Origin of the sequence: Pseudomonas sp. NPDC089569, assembly GCF_050280625.1 — a bacterium.
Taxonomy (GTDB): domain Bacteria; phylum Pseudomonadota; class Gammaproteobacteria; order Pseudomonadales; family Pseudomonadaceae; genus Aquipseudomonas.
In genome coordinates this window covers 1-18,714 of record NZ_JBNNVQ010000068.1, presented here as the reverse complement: position 1 = coordinate 18,714, position 18,714 = coordinate 1, and the positions used below count along the sequence as shown (strand labels likewise).

Genomic DNA, 18,714 nt, shown 5'->3' with positions numbered 1-18,714 from the left:
CTCCCACTGGGTTTTGTATCGGACACAAAAATGCCGCTCATGTGAGCGGCATTTTTGCAGGGGCAAGCCGGTTTATTCGGAAGCCACGGCATTCTTCGCCAGGATGGCATTCGCCAGTTCCATGTCCGTGGCTTGTAGGCCAGGGTTGTCGGCGCGCACTTTCTGCATCGCCGCTTCCAGGTAGGGGCCGCGGATGCCGCCGTCACTGGCGACGAAGCTGCCGGCATCGTCCTGAGCGGCGACGATCAGTTTGTGATCCTTGAACGTCAGGTAAGTCGAGCCGGTGGTCGCACCGGAGGAAATGACGTTACGCCAAAAGCTATCGGCCATCGCCGAACCGACAGGCAGGGACAACAGGGCGATGGTGGCGACAGCAAGTTTGAAACGCATGATGGGTGACTCCACTGGGGTTAACTATCGCGCTTTACGGACCCGGTCTGATCGTCGATCGGGTTTCGTACAGGGCTTGGCGAGTTGGATCGTGCCCCCTCAATCGAGTTCCGTCAGGTTGCACCTACTTCTGCTCGCTCTGCGGCGTCACGCGCAATACCTCTTCGATGGTGGTCAATCCCGCTGCCACTTTCTGCGCCCCTGACAGACGCAAGCTACGCATGCCTTCCTTGAACGCCTGGCGCCTGATCGCCAGCAGATCGGTGTCGGGGTTGATCAATGCCTTGAGGCCATCGGTCAGTTGCATGATTTCGTACACCCCGGCACGGCCGTGATAACCGGTGTCACGGCATTCCAGGCAACCCATGGCACGTTGGGCGTTGGCGGGCACGGGTGCCTGCCAGGGGCGGGTCAGGGCCTGCCAGTCTTCCTCGCCGAGAGCTTGCGGGGCTTTGCAATGCGGGCACAAGGTGCGCACCAGGCGCTGGGCCATGACGCCGAGTACGGTAGCTTTGATCAGGTAATGCGGCACACCGAGTTCCAGCAGGCGACTGATGGCGCCGGGCGCATCGTTGGTGTGCAGCGTCGACAGCACCAGGTGACCGGTGAGGGCGGCCTGGATCGCCATTTCGGCGGTTTCCAGATCGCGGATCTCACCGATCATGATGATGTCGGGATCTTGCCGCATCAGCGCGCGCACCCCGGCAGCGAAGGACAGGTCGATATTGTGCTGGACCTGCATCTGGTTGAAGGCCGGCTCGACCATTTCAATCGGGTCTTCGATGGTGCAGAGGTTGACCTCGGGTGTCGCCAGTTTCTTCAGCGTGGTGTAGAGCGTGGTGGTCTTGCCGGAGCCGGTCGGCCCCGTGACCAGAATGATGCCGTTGGGCTGGCGGGTCATGTCCTGCCAGCGACGCAGGTCATCGGCTGAAAAGCCCAGTTGGTCGAAATCCTTGAGCAAGACCTCCGGGTCGAAGATGCGCATGACCATTTTTTCGCCGAAAGCGGTCGGCAGGGTCGATAGCCGCAACTCGACTTCACCGCCGCCCGGCGTTTTGGTTTTCACCCGACCGTCCTGGGGTTTGCGTTTTTCCGCGACATTCATCCGGCCCAGGCTTTTCAGGCGGCTGATGATGGCCACGGTCACTTGTGGCGGGAATTGGTAGACGTTGTGCAACACCCCGTCGATGCGAAAACGCACGGTGCCTTGCTCGCGCCGCGGTTCGATGTGGATATCGCTGGCGCGTTGCGAAAACGCGTACTGGAACAGCCAGTCGACGATGTTGACGATATGGGCGTCGTTGGCGTCCGGTTCCTGGTCGCTGGCGCCCAGGTTGAGCAACTGTTCGAAGTTGCCCAGGGTGTTGATCTGCTGATCGAGGCTGCTCGCGCCAGTGACCGATTTGGCCAGGCGAAAGAACTCCACGCTCAAGCGCTGGATATCCACCGGGTTGGCCACCACTCGCTTGACCGGCAGTTTCAGCACATGGGTCAGGTCGGCTTCCCAGCCGGTGACGTAGGGCTGGGCGCTGGCGACGGTTACCGCGTCGCGATCGATGGCAACGGCGAGGATCTTGTGGCGCTGGGCAAAGGCGTAGGACATCAGCGGTGTGACGGCGGCGACATTGATTTTCAGCGGATCGATACGCAGGTAAGGCTGGCCGGCCTGCCGGGACAGCCACAAGGTCAGGTTTTCCAGGTCCAGGTGATTGCCGGGGCGGCTGAGGTCGCTCAACTGCTGGCTGGCGATGAATTGCAGCGGATGCATCTGGTCGTTGGCGGTGTGGCGGCGACGGGCATTGAGTGCATGTTCGGCCGAGTCCTGGCTGATAAAACCCTGGGTGACCAGCTCACGCAGCACATCGTTAAGGTCCAGCCAGCGGTCCTGATTGGCGAGTTGAACGGACATGCGGGCTCCTTTTGAACGACAGTGCGCAAAGGATAGCGGTGGCGCCACGGACCGTTGGGCCACTACCCGAGGAAGTCGTATCGGTTTATGTCAGCCCGCCGCCTGGGCGACTCCAGCCCAGGCAGCGTCAGCGGATTGCAGGTCGACCGAACAGACACTGATCAGGTTTCGAAGTTTTTCCGCAATCACCTGGGCGCGATGCCAGCTCAAACCGTCGATGACGATTTCGATGGCCAGAAGATCTTGCTGACGTTGTACCTGTACCTGCTCCGGTGTCAGGCATTGCAAGGCGAACAGATTGAACGCTCGACACAGCAGGTCCGGCTCGGCTTCGGCCAGCAATTGATAGCGAACGCGGCAATGGGCATTACCGGCATTCCAGGCATCGGCGCGTGTAGGCGAGGTGTTGACGGCTTCCAGGTGGGGCATGGTGGTTCTCCAAAAACACTGGAGAAATTTTTACATTCGGCTCGGGGTATTTCTTATCTATGATGGATCAATCGGCGATTATTTCGAATTGAACAATTCACAAGCTAATAGATAACAGGTTTTTTTATGCAGACCGAGTTGGACAGCTACGACCGCAAGATCCTGGCATTGCTGCAGGAGGACGCTTCGCTCTCCAGCGCGCAAATCGCCGAACAGGTGGGGCTTTCACAATCGCCGTGCTGGCGGCGAATTCAACGGATGAAAGAGGAGGGGATCATTCGCGGCCAGGTGACCTTGCTCGACCGCAAGAAAATCGGCTTGAACACGCAGATCTTCGCGCAGGTCAAACTCAACGCGCATGGGCGTTCGAACTTCACCGAATTTACCGAAGCGATTCGCGGCTTTCCCGAAGTGCTGGAGTGCTATGTGCTGATGGGGGCGGTGGACTTCATGCTGCGCATCGTCGCGGCGGATATCGAGGCTTACGAGCGTTTCTTTTTCGAAAAGCTGTCGATGGTGCCGGGGATTCAGGAGGTGAACTCGATCGTGGCGCTCTCAGAGATCAAGTCCACGACCAGTTTGCCCGTCTGACAATTTGTGTTGACCTCATCGCGAGCAGGCTCGCTCCCACAGGGGGCTGCGGTGCTCTTGTGGGAGCGAGCCTGCTCGCGATGGGGGTGTTACAGACGCAGCAGCATTTTCCAGGCACGGTTCTGATACACCGCAATCGCCTGCTGCTTGCGCGCATCCAGGGCTTCGTCGGTGATCGGTTCGTCTGCCAGTTGCGCCAGTTTGCTCAGCTCGCCATACAGGCGATCCATCTCCGGGATGTCCAGCACGTTGCGCGCGTGGTGCAGCCACACCTGGATGCGCTCGATGCGCGGCAGTTGTTCGGCCAGGTCTTCCGGTTGCTGCTGGTAGCGCTGCAATTGCAGCGAAGCGGCTTCTTCGCCCAGCAGGCGCGGTAGCCAGCTGGCCAGTTGCGCGGCGCCCTGGCGATTGCCTCGGGTGTTACGGTCGGCGGCCCAGGTGCGCTCCAGCAACCAGCGCGACGTACTCAGGGAGAACAGCCCCCAGCGCGGATCTTCCAGTTCTTCGAGGAACTGTTCCGGCGCGGCTCGACGCACGTCTTCATCGTCCAGGCCGGCCTGGACCAGCGGGCGCCAGTCTTCCAGCAAGGCATCGAGTGCGATACGCAGGTCATGGGTCGATTGACGCGGTGCGGCTTGCCCCAGGCTGCTGACCAGCGCACGCAGTTCGACGAGGTTCTGCACCCAATCCTGCAGCAGGCGCCAGTGGCCGTTGAAACGGTACTGCTCGGCCAGTCGCTGGCTGCTGCCCAGCAGATGCCAGCACAGGGCGGCGAAGGCTTCGTCCAGCGGGGTCTCGGCGGTGAGCTGAGGTGCCGGCAGGCTCAGCGAGTAGCTGTTGGCGTCGTACAGGCGATAGCCGCGCTCGGCCTTGCTGATGTCACAGGGCATCAGGGCCAGGGTCTCGGCCAGTTCGGCGGCCAGTTCCAGGAGTGCCGCCGGCTCGCCTTCGCGCAGTTCCAGTTCCAGCTCGCAGATTTCTTCCTTCTGCTTGCCGACGACCACGTGGCCCAGGTCCAGCGCGGCCTCGATGACCACTTTGGTCTTGCCGCGGCCCCAGGCGATTTCTGCGCGCTCGCGGACGAAATCGGTGGTGAAGATCGGCTTGAGGGTTTTCTTGTCCAGATCGGCCAGTGCCTCGGGCCAGCATTCGCCGTCGAGTTTCTTCACGTCGAGTTTGGCTTTGGGCAGTTGCCAGTCGTATTCGTTACGTTCGGACAAACCGGCGACGCTCTGGCCGCGCGTCTTGAGGGTCTGAATGACCTCTTCGCCGTCGCGACGCAAGCGCAGTGCGACCTTGGCGTGGGCCAGGTCCCGCTCGGGGGTGTCGAAGTACTGGTTCATCAACTCACGGCGTTCCCAGCCACTTTTGTTGCGTTTTTTCAGTAACGGGTGCTCGCGCAGGGCGGCGAGGGTTTCGCGGCTGACGCGGAGTTTGATTTCGGTTTCTTTCTGCATGGCCGGAAAATCCAGGATCGGGAGCGCAGCCGGGGGGAATGATTGGCTGCCAAGGTCGTGCAGTGTACAGGACTCGTTCGGGATAGGGTTTGCGACTGGTTTATTCCTGTCACGGGATAGCTCTATGATGGACTTCAATCCGGGAACTGGAGTCAGCGATGCCTTTGCCGTCCATGAAAGATCAGTTCGCTGCACTGATCGCTGCACCGTCCGTCAGCTGTACCCAGGCGAACCTGGACCAATCCAATCGCCAGGTCATCGATCTGCTGGCCACCTGGCTCGGCGATCTGGGTTTTGCCTGCGATATTTCTCAGGTCAGCCCAGGCAAATTCAACCTGATCGCCAGTTTCGGTTCAGGGCCCGGTGGTCTGGTGCTGGCCGGTCACAGCGATACGGTGCCATTCGATGGCGCCTTGTGGCAGACCGATCCGCTGAAGCTGACCGAGGTCGATGGTCGCTGGGTCGGCCTGGGCAGTTGTGACATGAAGGGTTTTTTCGCCCTGGTCATCGAAGCGGTCAAGCCGCTGCTCGATCAGCCGTTCAAGCAGCCGCTGCTGATTCTCGCTACCTGCGACGAGGAAAGTTCGATGTCCGGCGCGAGGGCACTGGCGCAAGCAGGGCGGCCGTTGGGGCGGGCGGCGGTGATCGGCGAGCCGACCGGGCTCAAACCGATCCGCATGCACAAAGGCATCATGATGGAGCGCATCGATATCCTCGGGCAGAGCGGTCATTCCTCGGACCCACGCCTGGGGCACAGTGCCCTGGAAGCCATGCACGATGCGATCGGGGAACTGCGCGGCCTTCGTCTGTTGTGGCAACGCGAATTCCAGAACCCGCAATTCAGCGTGCCGCAGCCGACCCTGAATTTCGGTTGCATCCATGGCGGCGACAACCCCAATCGCATTTGCGGGCAATGCTCGCTGGAGTTCGACCTGCGACCGCTGCCGGGCATGGACCCCAAGGTCCTGCGTGCCGAAATTCTGCAAAAGCTCAAGCCGATTGCCGAACGGCATCAAGTCAAGATCGACTACGCGCCGCTGTTCGCTGAAGTGCCCGCGTTCGAGCAGGCCGCGGACGCAGAGCTGGTGAGGATTGCCGAAAAGCTCACCGGTCACAGCGCCGAAGCGGTGGCGTTCGGCACCGAAGCGCCTTATCTTCAGCGCCTTGGCTGCGAGACACTGGTGCTCGGCCCCGGCGATATCGCTTGCGCCCACCAGCCGGGGGAATTCCTTGAAATGTCACGTTTGCAGCCTACGGTGCATCTATTACGTCAGTTGATCGAACATTACTGCCTGACACCGGTTGCTTGAAATACTGTGGGAGCGAGCCTGCTCGCGATGACGTCGTGTCAGCCAACACGTATTAACAGATAAATGGCTATCGCGAGCAGGCTCGCTCCCACAAGGGGCCGTGTATCGACAGACCAAACGCTGTAAATTGCCGTTAATTCAATCCGTATTCATGAGGAGAGCGCGCGTGTCGCCAAGCCTGTTCCGACGATAACCATCAGCCCGCTGTGCATTTTGCGTATCACCCTTTTTTTGGCTGCTATTTATTACAGGCCCAGGTTCATGCCCGAATACGTCAATTGGCTTCGTCACGCTTCGCCTTACATCAACGCCCACCGCGATTGCACCTTTGTCGTCCTGCTGCCAGGCGACGGCGTTGAGCATCCCAACTTCGGCAATATTGTTCACGACCTGGTGCTGCTGCACAGCCTGGGCGTTCGACTGGTGCTGGTTCATGGCTCCCGCCCGCAAATCGAAACGCGCCTGGCCGCGCGTGGCCTGACGCCGCATTACCACCATGGCATGCGTATCACCGATGCCGCGACCCTGGAATGCGTGATCGATGCAGTCGGCCAGTTGCGTATCGCCATCGAGGCGCGCCTTTCGATGGACATGGCCTCATCGCCCATGCAGGGGTCGCGCCTGCGGGTGGCCAGCGGCAACCTGGTGACCGCCCGGCCGATCGGCGTGCTCGAAGGCGTCGATTACCACCATACCGGCGAAGTGCGTCGCGTCGACCGCAAGGGCATCAATCGCTTGCTGGACGAGCGCTCCATCGTGCTGCTGTCGCCGTTGGGCTATTCACCGACCGGCGAGATTTTCAATCTGGCTTGCGAAGACGTCGCCACTCGCGCTGCCATCGACCTGGGCGCAGATAAGCTGTTGCTGTTCGGCGCCGATCTTGGCCTGATCGACGAGCACGGCAAACTGGTGCGTGAAATACGTCCTCAACAAGTGCCGGCGCATCTGCAGCGCCTGGGCAGCAACTATCAGGCGGAGCTGCTGGATGCCGCGGCCGAAGCCTGCCGGGGCGGCGTGGCGCGCAGTCATATCGTCAGTTACGCCGAGGACGGTGCTCTTTTGACCGAGCTGTTCACCCGCGACGGTGGCGGTACGCTGGTGGCCCAGGAGCAGTTCGAAGTGGTGCGGGAAGCGGCTATCGAGGACGTGGGCGGATTGCTGGATCTGATCAGTCCGCTGGAAGAGCAGGGGATTCTGGTACGGCGTTCGCGCGAAGTGCTGGAGCGTGAAATCGAGCAATTCAGTGTGGTCGAGCGCGAAGGCATGATCATCGCCTGCGCGGCCTTGTATCAGATTGCCGATTCGGATGCCGGTGAGCTGGCGTGCCTGGCGGTGAACCCCGAGTACCGTCACGGCGGTCGCGGCGATGAACTGCTCGAACGCATTGAGACCCGTGCCCGGGCGCAGGGCTTGAAGACCCTGTTCGTCCTCACCACCCGCACGGCCCACTGGTTCCGCGAGCGTGGCTTTGAGCCAAGCAGCGTCGATCGCCTGCCGTCGGCGCGGGCGTCGCTGTACAACTATCAGCGCAATTCGAAGATCTTCGAAAAGTCCCTCTGATCTGATGCTCCTGCAGGAGCAAACGATGCAGCGATCCGACTTGCCCGCGATGCAAACGACCCGATTTTCTGGTCGTTTTGAATGACGCCATAGCGGGCAAGCCTGATCAGGGCCGGGATGACCCGGCCAAACCTTCACCTTCCTTTCAAGCACTGCGCCGTTGCGCCCATCGTCTGGGCTGCCGACGGCGGGATGCGCCGTGCCGTCGAAAATAAATTTTCAGCGATACATAAACTGTAACAAATGGCTTGGATAGTGCGCGTGCGGTCGTGACGGCATTGGCCTTTTCGATCGGTTTTGTTACGCAATTATTTCGTTGAAGCAATGTTCTAAGCGCACGAATGGTAATGCCATTTAGGAATTGGCTTGCGACCCAGCTGCTCTATTCTGAGGAATTGCCGGGCAGCGAGCTTAATTCCTAAACGGCATGAGAAAAGAATCCACCCATTCTTTTCGGGTTTGTGACGAAATCATGACCCTGCATGGACCGAAAAACCGGGGATTAGACTATGGTCGTAGACACATAAAGTTACGATTGACTTGTGAGTCACCGTCCGGCGCTAATCGCGCATCTTAGGAACCGAGGCATCGACCCCGGGCCAGGAACACAAGAATTAGAAAACTGAGGAGTGAAACAATGAACAAGTCCACCCTGGCCTTGGCCGTGGCGGTAGGGGTTTTGGCGCAGCAGGCAGGCGCCGCCGGTTTCCTGGAAGACAGCAAGGCTTCCGTCAGCTCGCGCACCATGTACTACGATGCCGACATGCGCGAAGGTGCCAGCACGCCTGCCAACCGTCAGCGCGAAACCGCTGAAGGTCTGAAGTTCGACTACCTGTCCGGTTTCACTCAGGGCACCGTTGGTTTCGGTATCGACGCTCAAGCTCTGGTCGGTATCCACCTGGATGGCGGCAAGGGGCATCACCCGACCGGTAACAGCAACTCCTTCTTCCCAAGCGATGGCGACAAGGCGGCCGACGAGTGGAGCCGCCTGAACGGTAACGTCAAGGCACGCTTCTCGAAGACCGAGGCCCACGTCGGTGGCGCTCTGGCACCTAACCTGCCGATCCTGATTTCGAACGACAGCCGTCTGCTGCCGCAGACCTTTGACGGTGGCACCATCACCTCCAAAGAAATCGACAACGTGACCTTCAACCTGGGTCAACTGGAACACTCGGCGGGCCGTGCCTCCTCGAACTCCACTGGCCTGTCGGTAGCGGGTGCTACCCAGGACAGCAACCAGTTCCGTTACGCCGGTGCTGACTGGAAGGTCACCAAGGACCTGTTGCTGCAGTACTACTATGCGAACCTGCAGGACTTCTACAAGCAGAACTTCCTCGGCCTGGTGCACGTCTACCAGATCGCTCCTAACCAGTCGTTCAAGACCGACCTGCGTTACTTCGACAGCAGCTCCGACGGCAGGAACGGCGATCCTGGCTTCCAGTTCAACAACAACAATGGTTTCGCCAAGGAAAAAGGCGTAGTTGATAACAAGACCTGGAGCGCCACCTTCACCTATACCCTGGGCGGCAGCGCATTCCTGCTCGGCCAACAGCGTCTGAGCGACGACGGCGGCTTCGTTTTCCTGAACCAGGGTAACCTTCTGACCAGCGACGGTCGTCCTGAAGGTAACGGTGGTTCCAGCTTCTACTCCTTTACCGACGCCACCGTGGGCAGCTTCATCCGTGCCGGTGAAACCACCACTTACGGCCAGTACTCCTATGACTTCGCCTCTTTGGGTGTGCCAGGCTTGAAAGCTTCGCTGGCTTACCTGTATGGCGATAACATCAAGGCCGCCACCGGCGTAGGTTCGGACCAGAACGAGCGTGAAGTCGACGCACGTGTGGACTACGTGATTCAAACCGGCCTGCTCAAAGGCTTCGGTACCACGCTGCGTCACGGTACCTACCGCGGCAACACCAGCACCCTGGATCAAGACCAGACCCGTCTGATCTTCAACTACACCTACAACTTCATGTAATCAGGTGTCGGAAAAAGCCTCGCCATTTGGCGAGGTTTTTTTTCGTCTGGATTTTTATATTCCTAAAATGATGACGAAGATGTTTTTTTATTCTTTTTAGAATTTATCGCGAGCACTTAAAGTAGCCTCACCTGACAGACCTCAGGACCTGCGCTACCCGCTTCCCCGACACCCCTCCGATACCGCAACCCGGTCGGATAGCTGTCGCAAACATTTATTACTTTGCGCTATTAGTAAGGATTTCCTGATTCTTTTTCGGCTTATGAGCAGGTATCCTGCGCGCCCGAATTTGTGGTCAGACCAGCGTCCCAGACGCTTGCAGTCAGTTTTTACCGACTGACGCCCATTCAGTCACTCAAAGATCCAGGGCAATCGACCCAGGACAGAAGAATTAGAAAACGATAGGAGCGAAACAATGAACAAGTCCACCCTGGCCCTGGCTGTGGCCGTAGGGGTTCTGGCGCAGCAGGCAAGTGCCGCCGGTTTCATCGAAGACAGCAAGGCCACGTTGGGGCTGCGCAACTTCTACATCAACACCGACTACCGTGACGGTACGGGTCCGAACAAGGCCGAAGAGTGGGGCCAGGGCTTCGATCTGCGGTTCATCTCCGGTTACACCCAAGGCACCGTCGGTTTCGGTCTCGATGCCATCGGCCTGCTGGGCGTCAAGCTCGATACCGGTGGCGGCACCAACGGTGCTACCGCGACTTCCTATGGCGGCACTGTGTTCCCGAGCAAGTCCAACGGCGAAGCGGTCGATGACTTCTCCAGCCTGGGCCTGACGGCCAAGGCCAAGGTCTCCCAGACAGAACTGAAGCTGGGTACCCTGCAGCCAAAACTGCCGGTGATCGTGACCAACGATGGCCGTCTGTTGCCACAGACCTGGCAGGGTGGCCAGATCACCTCCGGCGACATCAAGGACCTGACGCTGGTGGGCGGTCAGATCGAAGCGGTCAAGGGTCGTAACTCCAGCAACAACGAACAGCTGTCCATCTCGGGCGCCAACACCCGTGGTCCGAAATTCCGTGACAGCAACAAGTTCATCTATGCCGGCGGTGACTACAAAATCACCAAGGACCTGACTGCCCAGTACTACTACGGCAATCTGGAAGAGTTCTACAAACAACACTTCCTGGGTCTGGTGCATAACTGGGCCATTGGCCCTGGCGTGTTGAAATCCGACTTCCGTTATTTCAACAGCCGCGACGACGGTGCCAACGGTCACGATCCGCTGTACTTCACCACGGGTAACTACAGCGGCGTGGCCAACGGTAAAGGCAAGGTCGACAACAACCTGTACAGCGGCCTGTTCCTCTACACCGTTGCCGGCCACACCTTCGGTGGCGGTTATCAGGTCAGCAATGGCGACAGTGATTTCCCGTGGCTGAACCAGGGCGACGGTTCGTCGAACTACACCATCACCGACGCCCAAATCCAGAAGTTCGGCCGTGCCGGCGAGCGCACCTGGCAGGCACGCTACGCCTATGACTTCGCCGCCGTCGGCGTACCGGGCCTGACGGCTGGCCTGGTTTACCTGCATGGCGACAACATCGATACCGTTAACAGCAGCGGCGGTGTAGCGGCCGATGGCGCTTCCGAATGGGAACGCGATCTGACCGTCGGTTACGTCGTTCAGTCGGGCGCGCTGAAAAACCTCGGTGTGTCGTGGAAAAACGCCACCTGGCGTACTGACCTGCCGAACACTCGTTCCCAGGACGAAAACCGCCTGATCGTCAGCTACTCGATTCCGCTGCTGTAAAAGCGTTCGGGTAACACGGGTACGAAAAAGCCCCGCCCGGCATTGCGCCGGGCGGGGCTTTTGCGTTTTTCAAGCCGGGTTCACCCCCGTAATCCCGCCTTGAAACTCCCCTTTTTGCAGCAACTCAAGGCCTTCTCGAACCTTGGACGGAATGTTCGGCGCTATGGGGAATGAGGTCCAGTGAACAGATCTTTAATATCTCTTTTTGGTATAAATAAATCGATATTTATTCTTTTTAATAGATAAAAAACGCAGGCACAGTTGAGCTCAATCAGCACTCACAAGGAGCGACACCATGAGCCTCAGACTGGGCGACATTGCCCCCGATTTCGAACAGGATTCCAGCGCCGGCACCATCCGTTTCCATCAGTGGCTGGGTGATAGCTGGGGCGTGCTGTTTTCCCATCCGGCCGACTTCACACCGGTGTGCACCACCGAACTGGGCTTCACAGCCAGGCTCAAGGACGAGTTCGCCCGGCGCGGGGTCAAGGCCATCGCGCTGTCCGTCGACCCGGTGGACTCGCACCACAGGTGGATCGAAGACATCAACGAAACCCAGAACACAGTCGTCAACTTTCCGATCCTCGATGATGCCGACCGCAAGGTCTCGGACCTCTACGACCTGATCCACCCCAACGCCAACGACACCCTGACCGTACGTTCGCTCTTTGTCATCGACCCGAACAAAAAGGTCCGGTTGACCATTACGTACCCGGCCAGCACGGGCCGTAATTTCCATGAGATTTTGCGCGTGATCGATTCGCTGCAGCTCACCGACAACTACAAAGTGGCCACCCCGGCCAACTGGCAGGACGGTGATGAAGTGGTGATCGTGCCTTCGCTCAAGGATGAAGACGAAATCAAACAGCGCTTTCCCAAGGGCTACCGCGCGGTAAAACCCTACCTGCGCCTGACGCCGCAGCCGAACCGCTAACCTCGACCTTTACCTGTATCTGTTCCTGTGGGAGCGAGCCTGCTCGCGATGGACGCAAGGGCGCCGTGTTCAATCAGGCCGCCCGCGTCATCGTTAACGACCATCGCGAGCAGGCTCGCTCCCACAGGGAAGGTTTGCGTTCAAATTTCATAAAGCAGGGGATTTCAGGCCGTTTCGACGGCCTTTTTTTCGTCTGGAGAAAAGTTTTTATATCTCTGTATGGAATAACTAAATGAATAAATATGATTTATGGATATATAAAACACCTGTTAAGGTCACTCCATCCCAGCGAGATCGCAAGTCGCGAATCGCCATCACCGTTCAAGGAATTTTCTGAATGCTGGTCGTCTCACTCGGTGGCAGTCCCAGTCAACGCTCCCGTTCCGGAGTGCTGCTGGAGCGCTCCAGGCGTTGGTTGCAAGGGCAGGGTGTGGAAGTGGTGAGTTACCAGGTACGGGACTTCCCGGCCGAAGACTTGCTGCATGCACGCTTCGACAGCCCGAAGGTGATCGACCTGCTGCAACAGATTGAAAACGCCGATGGCCTGTTGATCGCCACGCCGGTGTACAAGGCTTCTTTCTCTGGCGCGCTGAAAACCGTGCTGGACCTGTTGCCCGAGCGCGCCTTGAGTCACAAGGTGGTTTTGCCGATGGCGACCGGAGGCAGTATTGCCCACATGCTGGCGGTTGATTACGCACTCAAGCCGGTGTTGTCGGCCTTGAAGGCCCAGGAACTGCTCCAGGGCATTTTCGCGATCGACAGCCAGATCGCTTACGGCGAAGGCAGCGCGCTGGCACAACTGGCGCCGGAGCTGGAGCAGAGATTGAACGAGTCGCTGGAGCAGTTCTACAGCGCTCTGGCTCGACGGCCCCGACCGCTGGACCCACAGTTGCTCAATGATCGTTTGCTGAGTGCTCGCTGGAGCATTTGAACCCCAACTGAAGTACTGGCCTTACTCGCCCGCCAACGGGCAAGCAGGTGCAGCCAAACACCCAACTGCAAAAGGAGAGCGCCATGCGCCCTGTCATTTTGCGTCGTGGTCTGGTCGCTCTGTTTGCTGCGGCTGTCACCTTCGGCGCCATTACTCAAGCCCAGGCCGAGACGCTACGGATCGGTTATCAGAAATACGGCACCCTGGTGCTGCTCAAGGCCAAAGGCACGCTGGAAAAGCGCCTCGCTGCCCAAGGCGTGGACGTGCAGTGGACTGAATTCCCCGGCGGCCCTCAATTGCTTGAAGGCCTGAACGTCGGTTCCATCGACTTCGGCGTGACCGGCGAAACGCCACCCGTGTTTGCCCAGGCCGCAGGTGCCGATCTGCTCTATGTCGCCTATGAACCGCCAGCGCCGCACAGTGAAGCGATCCTGGTGCCGAAGGACTCGGCGATCAGATCGGTAGCAGACCTCAAGGGCAAGAAAGTCGTCCTGAACAAAGGCTCCAACGTGCACTACCTGCTGGTGCGCGCACTGGAAGACGCCGGCCTCAAATACACCGATGTTCAGACCGTGTTCCTGCCACCAGCCGATGCCCGCGCCGCATTCGAGCGCGGCAGCGTCGACGCCTGGGTCATCTGGGACCCTTACCAGGCGGCCGCCGAACAGCAACTGCAAGCGCGGACTCTGCGCGATGGCCAGGGCATCGTCGACAACCATCAGTTCTACCTGGCGACCAAGCCCTACGCGCAGAAAAACCCCGAGGTGATCAAGACCCTGGTGGAAGAGGTGCGTGCAGTCGGCGAGTGGTCCAGGGCCAATCCGCAAGACGTGACGGCACAGGTGTCGCCACTGCTTGGGCTGCCGGCGGACATCACCCTGACCTCGGTGAAACGCCAGGGCTATGGCGCGCTGTTCCTCTCCCCGGACGTGGTCGCTGCCCAACAGAAAATCGCCGACAGCTTCTACCAGCTCAAGCTGATTCCCAAACCGCTGAGCATCAAGGACGTGATCTGGACGCCGCCGGCAGCTGTTGCCAAAGCCCAGTAACCGATAGCCCACATTCGATTTCCCAAGGAGACCACTCCATGAGCCTCAATATCTTCTGGTTCCTGCCTACCCATGGCGACGGCCATTACCTTGGCACCGCCGAAGGCGCTCGCGCCGTCGATCACGGTTACTTGCAGCAGGTCGCGCAAGCGGCTGACCGACTGGGCTTCGGCGGTGTGCTGATCCCCACTGGCCGTTCCTGCGAAGACTCCTGGCTGGTGGCCGCGTCGCTGATCCCGGTGACCCAGCGACTGAAGTTTCTGGTCGCCCTGCGCCCCGGGATCATTTCCCCGACGGTGGCGGCGCGTCAGGCCGCGACGCTGGATCGTTTGTCCGGCGGACGTGCCCTGTTCAACCTGGTCACAGGTGGCGATCCGGAAGAGTTGGCGGGAGACGGACTGTTCCTCAGCCACGAAGAACGCTATCAGGCGTCGGTGGAGTTCACCCGCATCTGGCGTCGCGTGCTGGAAGGGGAAACCGTCGATTATGACGGGCAGCACATCAGCGTGAAGGGCGCCAAGCTGCTCTACCCGCCGATTCAGCAACCGCGTCCTGCGCTGTATTTCGGCGGCTCCTCGGAAGCGGCGCAGGACCTGGCGGCCGAGCAGGTGGAAATGGTGCTGACCTGGGGCGAACCACCGGCCGCCGTGGCGGAAAAAATCGAGCAGGTGCGGGCCAAGGCGGCCAAGCAGGGCCGCACTGTGCGCTTCGGCATTCGTCTGCACGTGATTGTGCGCGAAACCAACGCCGAAGCCTGGCAAGCGGCGGAGCGACTGATTTCACACCTGGACGAGGACACCATTGCCCGCGCCCAGGCTTCGCTGGCGCGCTTTGACTCGGTCGGCCAGCAACGCATGGCCGCACTGCACGGCGGCAGTCGCGACAACCTGGAAGTCAGCCCCAACCTGTGGGCCGGTGTCGGCCTGGTACGGGGCGGTGCCGGCACGGCGCTGGTGGGCGATGGCCCGACCGTGGCGGCCCGTGTGAAGGAATACGCGGACCTGGGCATCGACACCTTCATTTTCTCTGGATATCCACACCTGGAAGAGTCGTACCGCGTCGCTGAACTGTTGTTCCCGCACCTTGATATCGAGCGTCCCGAGTTGCCGAAAAGCGCCGGTTACGTCAGCCCGTTCGGTGAGATGGTGGCCAACGACATCCTTCCCAAAGCCGCGGCCCAGAGCTGAGGCGTGCCATGAAGAAAATCATCCACAGCCTCGCGCCCTGGGCGCTGCCGGTGTTGTTGCTGGCGGTATGGCAGTTGTCGGTGTCGGCAGGCTGGTTGTCGACGCGGATTCTGCCGGCACCCATTGCCGTGATCGAAGCCGGCGTGAACCTGGTGCGCAGCGGCGAGATCTGGACGCACTTGGCAATCAGTGGTTGGCGTGCAGCGTTGGGCTTCGCCATCGGCGGCGGCATCGGCCTGACCCTGGGCTTCATCACCGGCCTGTCGAAATGGGGTGAACGCCTGCTCGACAGTTCGGTGCAAATGATCCGCAACGTGCCGCACCTGGCGCTCATTCCACTGGTGATCCTGTGGTTCGGCATCGATGAGTCGGCGAAGATTTTCCTGGTGGCGCTGGGCACCCTGTTTCCGATTTACCTCAACACTTACCACGGCATTCGCAACGTCGATCCGGCGCTGGTGGAGATGTCCCGCAGTTATGGTTTGTCCGGCTTCAGCCTGTTTCGCCAGGTGATTCTGCCGGGTGCGCTGCCTTCGATTCTGGTCGGCGTGCGCTTCGCGCTTGGCTTTATGTGGCTGACGTTGATAGTCGCGGAAACCATTTCCGCCAGCTCCGGCATCGGTTATCTGGCGATGAATGCCCGGGAGTTCCTGCAGACCGATGTGGTGGTGCTGGCGATTCTGCTGTACGCGGTGCTCGGCAAACTGGCCGACCTTGCCGCCCGAGGCCTTGAGCGCGTGTGGCTGCGCTGGCATCCGGCCTATCAAGTGGCCAAGGGAGGTGCCGCATGACCGCACAGCAACCTCCACGCCTGCTGCGCGGGATTCCGCTGGCCGTGCGCAAACTGCAAAAAAACTTCGGCGCGCGGCAGGTGCTGCGCGAGATAGACCTGCATATTCCGGCTGGTCAGTTCGTGGCGGTGGTCGGTCGCAGTGGCTGCGGCAAAAGCACGTTGCTGCGCCTGCTGGCCGGCCTCGACCAACCCACGGGCGGTGAATTGTTCGCCGGTTCCGCGCAGCTAAGCGAGGCGCGGGAAGACACCCGGCTGATGTTCCAGGAAGCGCGTCTGCTGCCATGGAAAAAGATCATCGACAACGTTGGTCTGGGGCTCAAGGGCAACTGGCGGCCACAGGCATTGCAAGCGCTGGAAGCGGTCGGCCTGGCGGATCGTGCCAACGAGTGGCCGGCAGCCCTGTCCGGTGGGCAGAAGCAACGTGTGGCCCTGGCCCGTGCGCTGATCCATCAACCGCGCTTGTTGTTGCTCGACGAACCCTTGGGGGCATTGGACGCGTTGACCCGGATCGAAATGCAGCAACTGATCGAGCGGCTCTGGCAGCAGCATGGTTTCACAGTGTTGCTGGTGACCCACGATGTCAGCGAAGCGGTTGCGATTGCCGATCGGGTGATCCTGATCGAAGACGGCGAAGTCGGCCTCGACTTGCACGTGGAACTGCCGCGTCCTCGGGTGCGCGGCTCTCATCGACTGGCGGCGCTGGAAACCGAAGTGCTCAACCGCGTGCTGTCCCTGCCGGGCCAGCCGCCTGAACCGGAACCTGTTTCACCATTGCCCACGCAGCTGCGCTGGGCTCAATAACTCAAGCTTTCTCCCACGACAGGAATCAACACCATGACTATCAAGGCCATCAACGTACGCAACCAGTTCAAAGGCTCCATCAAGGAAATCGTCCTCGGTGACGTGCTGTCGGAAATCGACGTGCAGACCGCATCCGGTATCGTCACTTCCGTGATCACCACCCGTTCGGTGAAGGAGCTGGAGCTGGCGGTGGGCAGCGAAGTGATCGCGTTCGTGAAATCCACCGAGGTGTCCATCGCCAAGTTGTGATTGCATGAAAGGCCAACCCCAATCGTTCCCATGCTCCGCGTGGGAACGCCTCTTCGGACGCTCTGCGTTCGGCTTTTGATCGGGACGTGGAGCGTCCCTGGCTGCATTCCCACGCAGAGCGTGGGAACGATCATGCGGACTCCTGTGGGAGCGAGCCTGCTCGCGATGGGGCCAGAGGGATCGCTAGATAATTCGTTTGGGAAGATACGGTGGCAAGTACAACCCCAGATAAGCATCAAACACCCGCATCCCTTCCTCGGCCATGCGTGGCGTGATCTGCCCGAACTGCTGCACCGAACGCGCATAGACCCGGTCGCCCAATTCCATCGCCAGCGCGAATACATCGACATCGCCCGGAAGCTTCGGCAACTCGAAATGGTGGTCGAAGAGTTTGTGCATCAGATCGCCCAGTTCGATGTCGTGCTGACGGTCGGCCTGGGTGACCTCGGTCAGGCCATGCTGGGCGAGGATCAGTTGGCGGGCGGCGGCGTCTTCGCTGTAGATCTCCAGCATGCGCTGTTCCACCAGCCGCGACAGGTCGCGCCAGTCGCCGAGCGCCTGGTGGTCGATGGGGGCTTGCAGGCACGCGCGGAATGCGGCGTGGACATCGGCCGTCAGTGCTTCGAGCAACGCCGGGACACTGGCGAAGAAGTGATAGACGGAGGAGGGCGGGATCTGCGCACGCTCGGCGACACTGTAGATCGACAGGCTGGCCACGCCCTCGGCCGCCAGCAACGTACGGGCGGCATCGAGTATCGAGTCGATCCGGGCCTGGCTGCGTGCGCGGGGTTTTCTGGGGGTGGCTGCGCGTGTCATGGGTGTCTCCTGCGGGGCAGCGGGCATTGTACGAGCCGAGTTGTGTGTTGTCTTGTCGGCCGCCATCGCGAGCAGGCTCGCTCCCACAGTGGTCCTGTGTTGGATACAGACTTTTTGGTCGCGCAAGATCCCTGTGGGAGCGAGCCTGCTCGCGATGAATTCACCTCGGGCTTCCATAAAAAAACGCCGCTGGCTGAATCAGCCAACGGCGTTTTTCTGTAGCAGCAAGCCGCTTACACGGTATGCAGGTACCAGTTGTACTCAAGGTCGGAGATGGAGTGTTCGAACTCCTCCAGCTCGCTCTCTTTGCACGCGACGAAGATATCGATGTACTTCGGATCGATGTACTTGGCCATGACTTCGCTGTCGTCCAGCTCACGCAGGGCATCGCGCAGGTTGTTCGGCAGGCTCTGCTCGTTCTGCTCGTAGCTGTTGCCCTCGGTCGGTGCCGGTGGCTCGATCTTGTTGGTCAGGCCATGGTGCACGCCGGCCAGGACCGAAGCCATCAGCAGGTACGGGTTGGCGTCGGCACCAGCCACACGGTGCTCCAGGCGTACCGCGTCGGCGGAGC

At 60.1% G+C, this 18,714-nt stretch carries 17 protein-coding genes and 1 pseudogene; 12 read left to right on the top strand and 6 right to left on the bottom strand.

Translation table 11 applies throughout. From position 1 onward, the window contains the following. Positions 1-72 precede the first annotated feature (72 nt). The 3 genes from ACQKP2_RS22250 to ACQKP2_RS22240 form a co-directional block, all read right to left on the bottom strand. A complete protein-coding gene (locus ACQKP2_RS22250) occupies positions 73-393 on the bottom strand; it encodes a DUF2388 domain-containing protein (RefSeq protein ID WP_175645465.1) in 321 nt (106 codons plus the stop codon). A gap of 121 nt (positions 394-514) precedes the next feature. Next, positions 515-2,299: a GspE/PulE family protein gene (locus ACQKP2_RS22245; RefSeq protein ID WP_427579482.1), complete on the bottom strand. Its 1,785-nt coding sequence runs from the start codon at positions 2,297-2,299 to the stop codon at positions 515-517. 90 nt (positions 2,300-2,389) lie between these two features. Next, positions 2,390-2,728, bottom strand: coding sequence for a hypothetical protein (locus tag ACQKP2_RS22240; RefSeq protein ID WP_427579480.1), 339 nt, complete (start codon positions 2,726-2,728; stop codon positions 2,390-2,392). Positions 2,729-2,854: 126 nt separating this feature from the next. Between ACQKP2_RS22240 and ACQKP2_RS22235 the strand changes: the two genes are divergently transcribed. Next, positions 2,855-3,319, top strand: coding sequence for an Lrp/AsnC family transcriptional regulator (locus ACQKP2_RS22235; RefSeq protein ID WP_427579478.1), 465 nt, complete (start codon positions 2,855-2,857; stop codon positions 3,317-3,319). 89 nt (positions 3,320-3,408) lie between these two features. Here ACQKP2_RS22235 and ACQKP2_RS22230 read toward each other — a convergent pair whose 3' ends face one another. Continuing rightward, a complete protein-coding gene (locus ACQKP2_RS22230) occupies positions 3,409-4,776 on the bottom strand; it encodes an inorganic triphosphatase (RefSeq protein WP_427579476.1) in 1,368 nt (455 codons plus the stop codon). A gap of 158 nt (positions 4,777-4,934) precedes the next feature. Here ACQKP2_RS22230 and argE point away from each other — a divergent pair, with 158 nt between their 5' ends. The 11 genes from argE (at position 4,935) to ACQKP2_RS22175 (ending at position 17,327) form a co-directional block, all read left to right on the top strand. Further along, the gene (gene argE, locus ACQKP2_RS22225; protein ID WP_427579474.1) at positions 4,935-6,086 is read left to right on the top strand and encodes an acetylornithine deacetylase; all 1,152 of its coding nucleotides are present in this window, start codon (positions 4,935-4,937) and stop codon (positions 6,084-6,086) included. A 261-nt stretch (positions 6,087-6,347) separates the two neighbouring features. Further along, a complete protein-coding gene (gene argA / locus ACQKP2_RS22220) occupies positions 6,348-7,646 on the top strand; it encodes an amino-acid N-acetyltransferase (RefSeq protein ID WP_427579472.1) in 1,299 nt (432 codons plus the stop codon). Between the two features lie 637 nt (positions 7,647-8,283). Next, a complete protein-coding gene (locus ACQKP2_RS22215; protein ID WP_427579470.1) occupies positions 8,284-9,624 on the top strand; it encodes an OprD family outer membrane porin in 1,341 nt (446 codons plus the stop codon). A 415-nt stretch (positions 9,625-10,039) separates the two neighbouring features. Further along, positions 10,040-11,383 carry an OprD family porin gene (locus ACQKP2_RS22210; protein ID WP_427579468.1) on the top strand — a complete coding sequence of 448 codons (1,344 nt, stop codon included), beginning with the start codon at positions 10,040-10,042 and terminating at the stop codon, positions 11,381-11,383. A 295-nt stretch (positions 11,384-11,678) separates the two neighbouring features. Beyond that, positions 11,679-12,317, top strand: a complete 639-nt coding sequence (locus ACQKP2_RS22205) for a peroxiredoxin (protein ID WP_427579466.1) — start codon at positions 11,679-11,681, stop codon at positions 12,315-12,317. A 337-nt stretch (positions 12,318-12,654) separates the two neighbouring features. Continuing rightward, a complete protein-coding gene (gene ssuE / locus ACQKP2_RS22200) occupies positions 12,655-13,248 on the top strand; it encodes an NADPH-dependent FMN reductase (protein WP_427579464.1) in 594 nt (197 codons plus the stop codon). Between the two features lie 83 nt (positions 13,249-13,331). Continuing rightward, complete coding sequence (locus ACQKP2_RS22195) at positions 13,332-14,297, top strand: sulfonate ABC transporter substrate-binding protein (RefSeq protein WP_427579462.1); 966 nt, start codon at positions 13,332-13,334, stop codon at positions 14,295-14,297. A 38-nt stretch (positions 14,298-14,335) separates the two neighbouring features. Then, positions 14,336-15,484 carry an FMNH2-dependent alkanesulfonate monooxygenase gene (ssuD, locus tag ACQKP2_RS22190; protein ID WP_427579460.1) on the top strand — a complete coding sequence of 383 codons (1,149 nt, stop codon included), beginning with the start codon at positions 14,336-14,338 and terminating at the stop codon, positions 15,482-15,484. 8 nt (positions 15,485-15,492) lie between these two features. Beyond that, positions 15,493-16,275, top strand: coding sequence for an aliphatic sulfonate ABC transporter permease SsuC (gene ssuC / locus ACQKP2_RS22185; RefSeq protein ID WP_427579459.1), 783 nt, complete (start codon positions 15,493-15,495; stop codon positions 16,273-16,275). Beyond that, on the top strand, positions 16,272-17,078 hold the full coding sequence (ssuB, locus tag ACQKP2_RS22180) for an aliphatic sulfonates ABC transporter ATP-binding protein (RefSeq protein ID WP_427579457.1): 807 nt from the start codon (positions 16,272-16,274) through the stop codon (positions 17,076-17,078). Before ssuC ends, ssuB begins: the two co-directional genes overlap by 4 nt. 33 nt (positions 17,079-17,111) lie before the next feature. Beyond that, positions 17,112-17,327 (top strand): TOBE domain-containing protein, encoded by a 216-nt coding sequence (locus tag ACQKP2_RS22175; RefSeq protein ID WP_007967989.1) that lies wholly within the window; start codon positions 17,112-17,114, stop codon positions 17,325-17,327. Between the two features lie 183 nt (positions 17,328-17,510). Here ACQKP2_RS22175 and ACQKP2_RS22170 read toward each other — a convergent pair whose 3' ends face one another. Next, a complete protein-coding gene (locus ACQKP2_RS22170; protein WP_427579454.1) occupies positions 17,511-18,143 on the bottom strand; it encodes a TetR/AcrR family transcriptional regulator in 633 nt (210 codons plus the stop codon). Between the two features lie 233 nt (positions 18,144-18,376). After that, positions 18,377-18,714, bottom strand: a pseudogene (locus ACQKP2_RS22165) (glutamine synthetase); the annotation flags it as partial.

Bases quoted from the DNA above. Each gene is read 5' to 3' on its own strand.
- argA (WP_427579472.1), top strand. From the start codon at position 6,348: ATGCCCGAATACGTCAATTGGCTTCGTCACGCTTCGCCTTACATCAAC.
- ACQKP2_RS22235 (WP_427579478.1), top strand. From the start codon at position 2,855: ATGCAGACCGAGTTGGACAGCTACGACCGCAAGATCCTGGCATTGCTG.
- ACQKP2_RS22175 (WP_007967989.1), top strand. From the start codon at position 17,112: ATGACTATCAAGGCCATCAACGTACGCAACCAGTTCAAAGGCTCCATC.
- ACQKP2_RS22170 (WP_427579454.1), bottom strand. From the start codon at position 18,143: ATGACACGCGCAGCCACCCCCAGAAAACCCCGCGCACGCAGCCAGGCC.
- ACQKP2_RS22195 (WP_427579462.1), top strand. From the start codon at position 13,332: ATGCGCCCTGTCATTTTGCGTCGTGGTCTGGTCGCTCTGTTTGCTGCG.
- ACQKP2_RS22205 (WP_427579466.1), top strand. From the start codon at position 11,679: ATGAGCCTCAGACTGGGCGACATTGCCCCCGATTTCGAACAGGATTCC.
- ssuD (WP_427579460.1), top strand. From the start codon at position 14,336: ATGAGCCTCAATATCTTCTGGTTCCTGCCTACCCATGGCGACGGCCAT.
- ssuE (WP_427579464.1), top strand. From the start codon at position 12,655: ATGCTGGTCGTCTCACTCGGTGGCAGTCCCAGTCAACGCTCCCGTTCC.
- ACQKP2_RS22240 (WP_427579480.1), bottom strand. From the start codon at position 2,728: ATGCCCCACCTGGAAGCCGTCAACACCTCGCCTACACGCGCCGATGCC.
- ssuB (WP_427579457.1), top strand. From the start codon at position 16,272: ATGACCGCACAGCAACCTCCACGCCTGCTGCGCGGGATTCCGCTGGCC.
- ACQKP2_RS22245 (WP_427579482.1), bottom strand. From the start codon at position 2,299: ATGTCCGTTCAACTCGCCAATCAGGACCGCTGGCTGGACCTTAACGAT.
- ssuC (WP_427579459.1), top strand. From the start codon at position 15,493: ATGAAGAAAATCATCCACAGCCTCGCGCCCTGGGCGCTGCCGGTGTTG.
- ACQKP2_RS22230 (WP_427579476.1), bottom strand. From the start codon at position 4,776: ATGCAGAAAGAAACCGAAATCAAACTCCGCGTCAGCCGCGAAACCCTC.
- ACQKP2_RS22210 (WP_427579468.1), top strand. From the start codon at position 10,040: ATGAACAAGTCCACCCTGGCCCTGGCTGTGGCCGTAGGGGTTCTGGCG.
- argE (WP_427579474.1), top strand. From the start codon at position 4,935: ATGCCTTTGCCGTCCATGAAAGATCAGTTCGCTGCACTGATCGCTGCA.
- ACQKP2_RS22215 (WP_427579470.1), top strand. From the start codon at position 8,284: ATGAACAAGTCCACCCTGGCCTTGGCCGTGGCGGTAGGGGTTTTGGCG.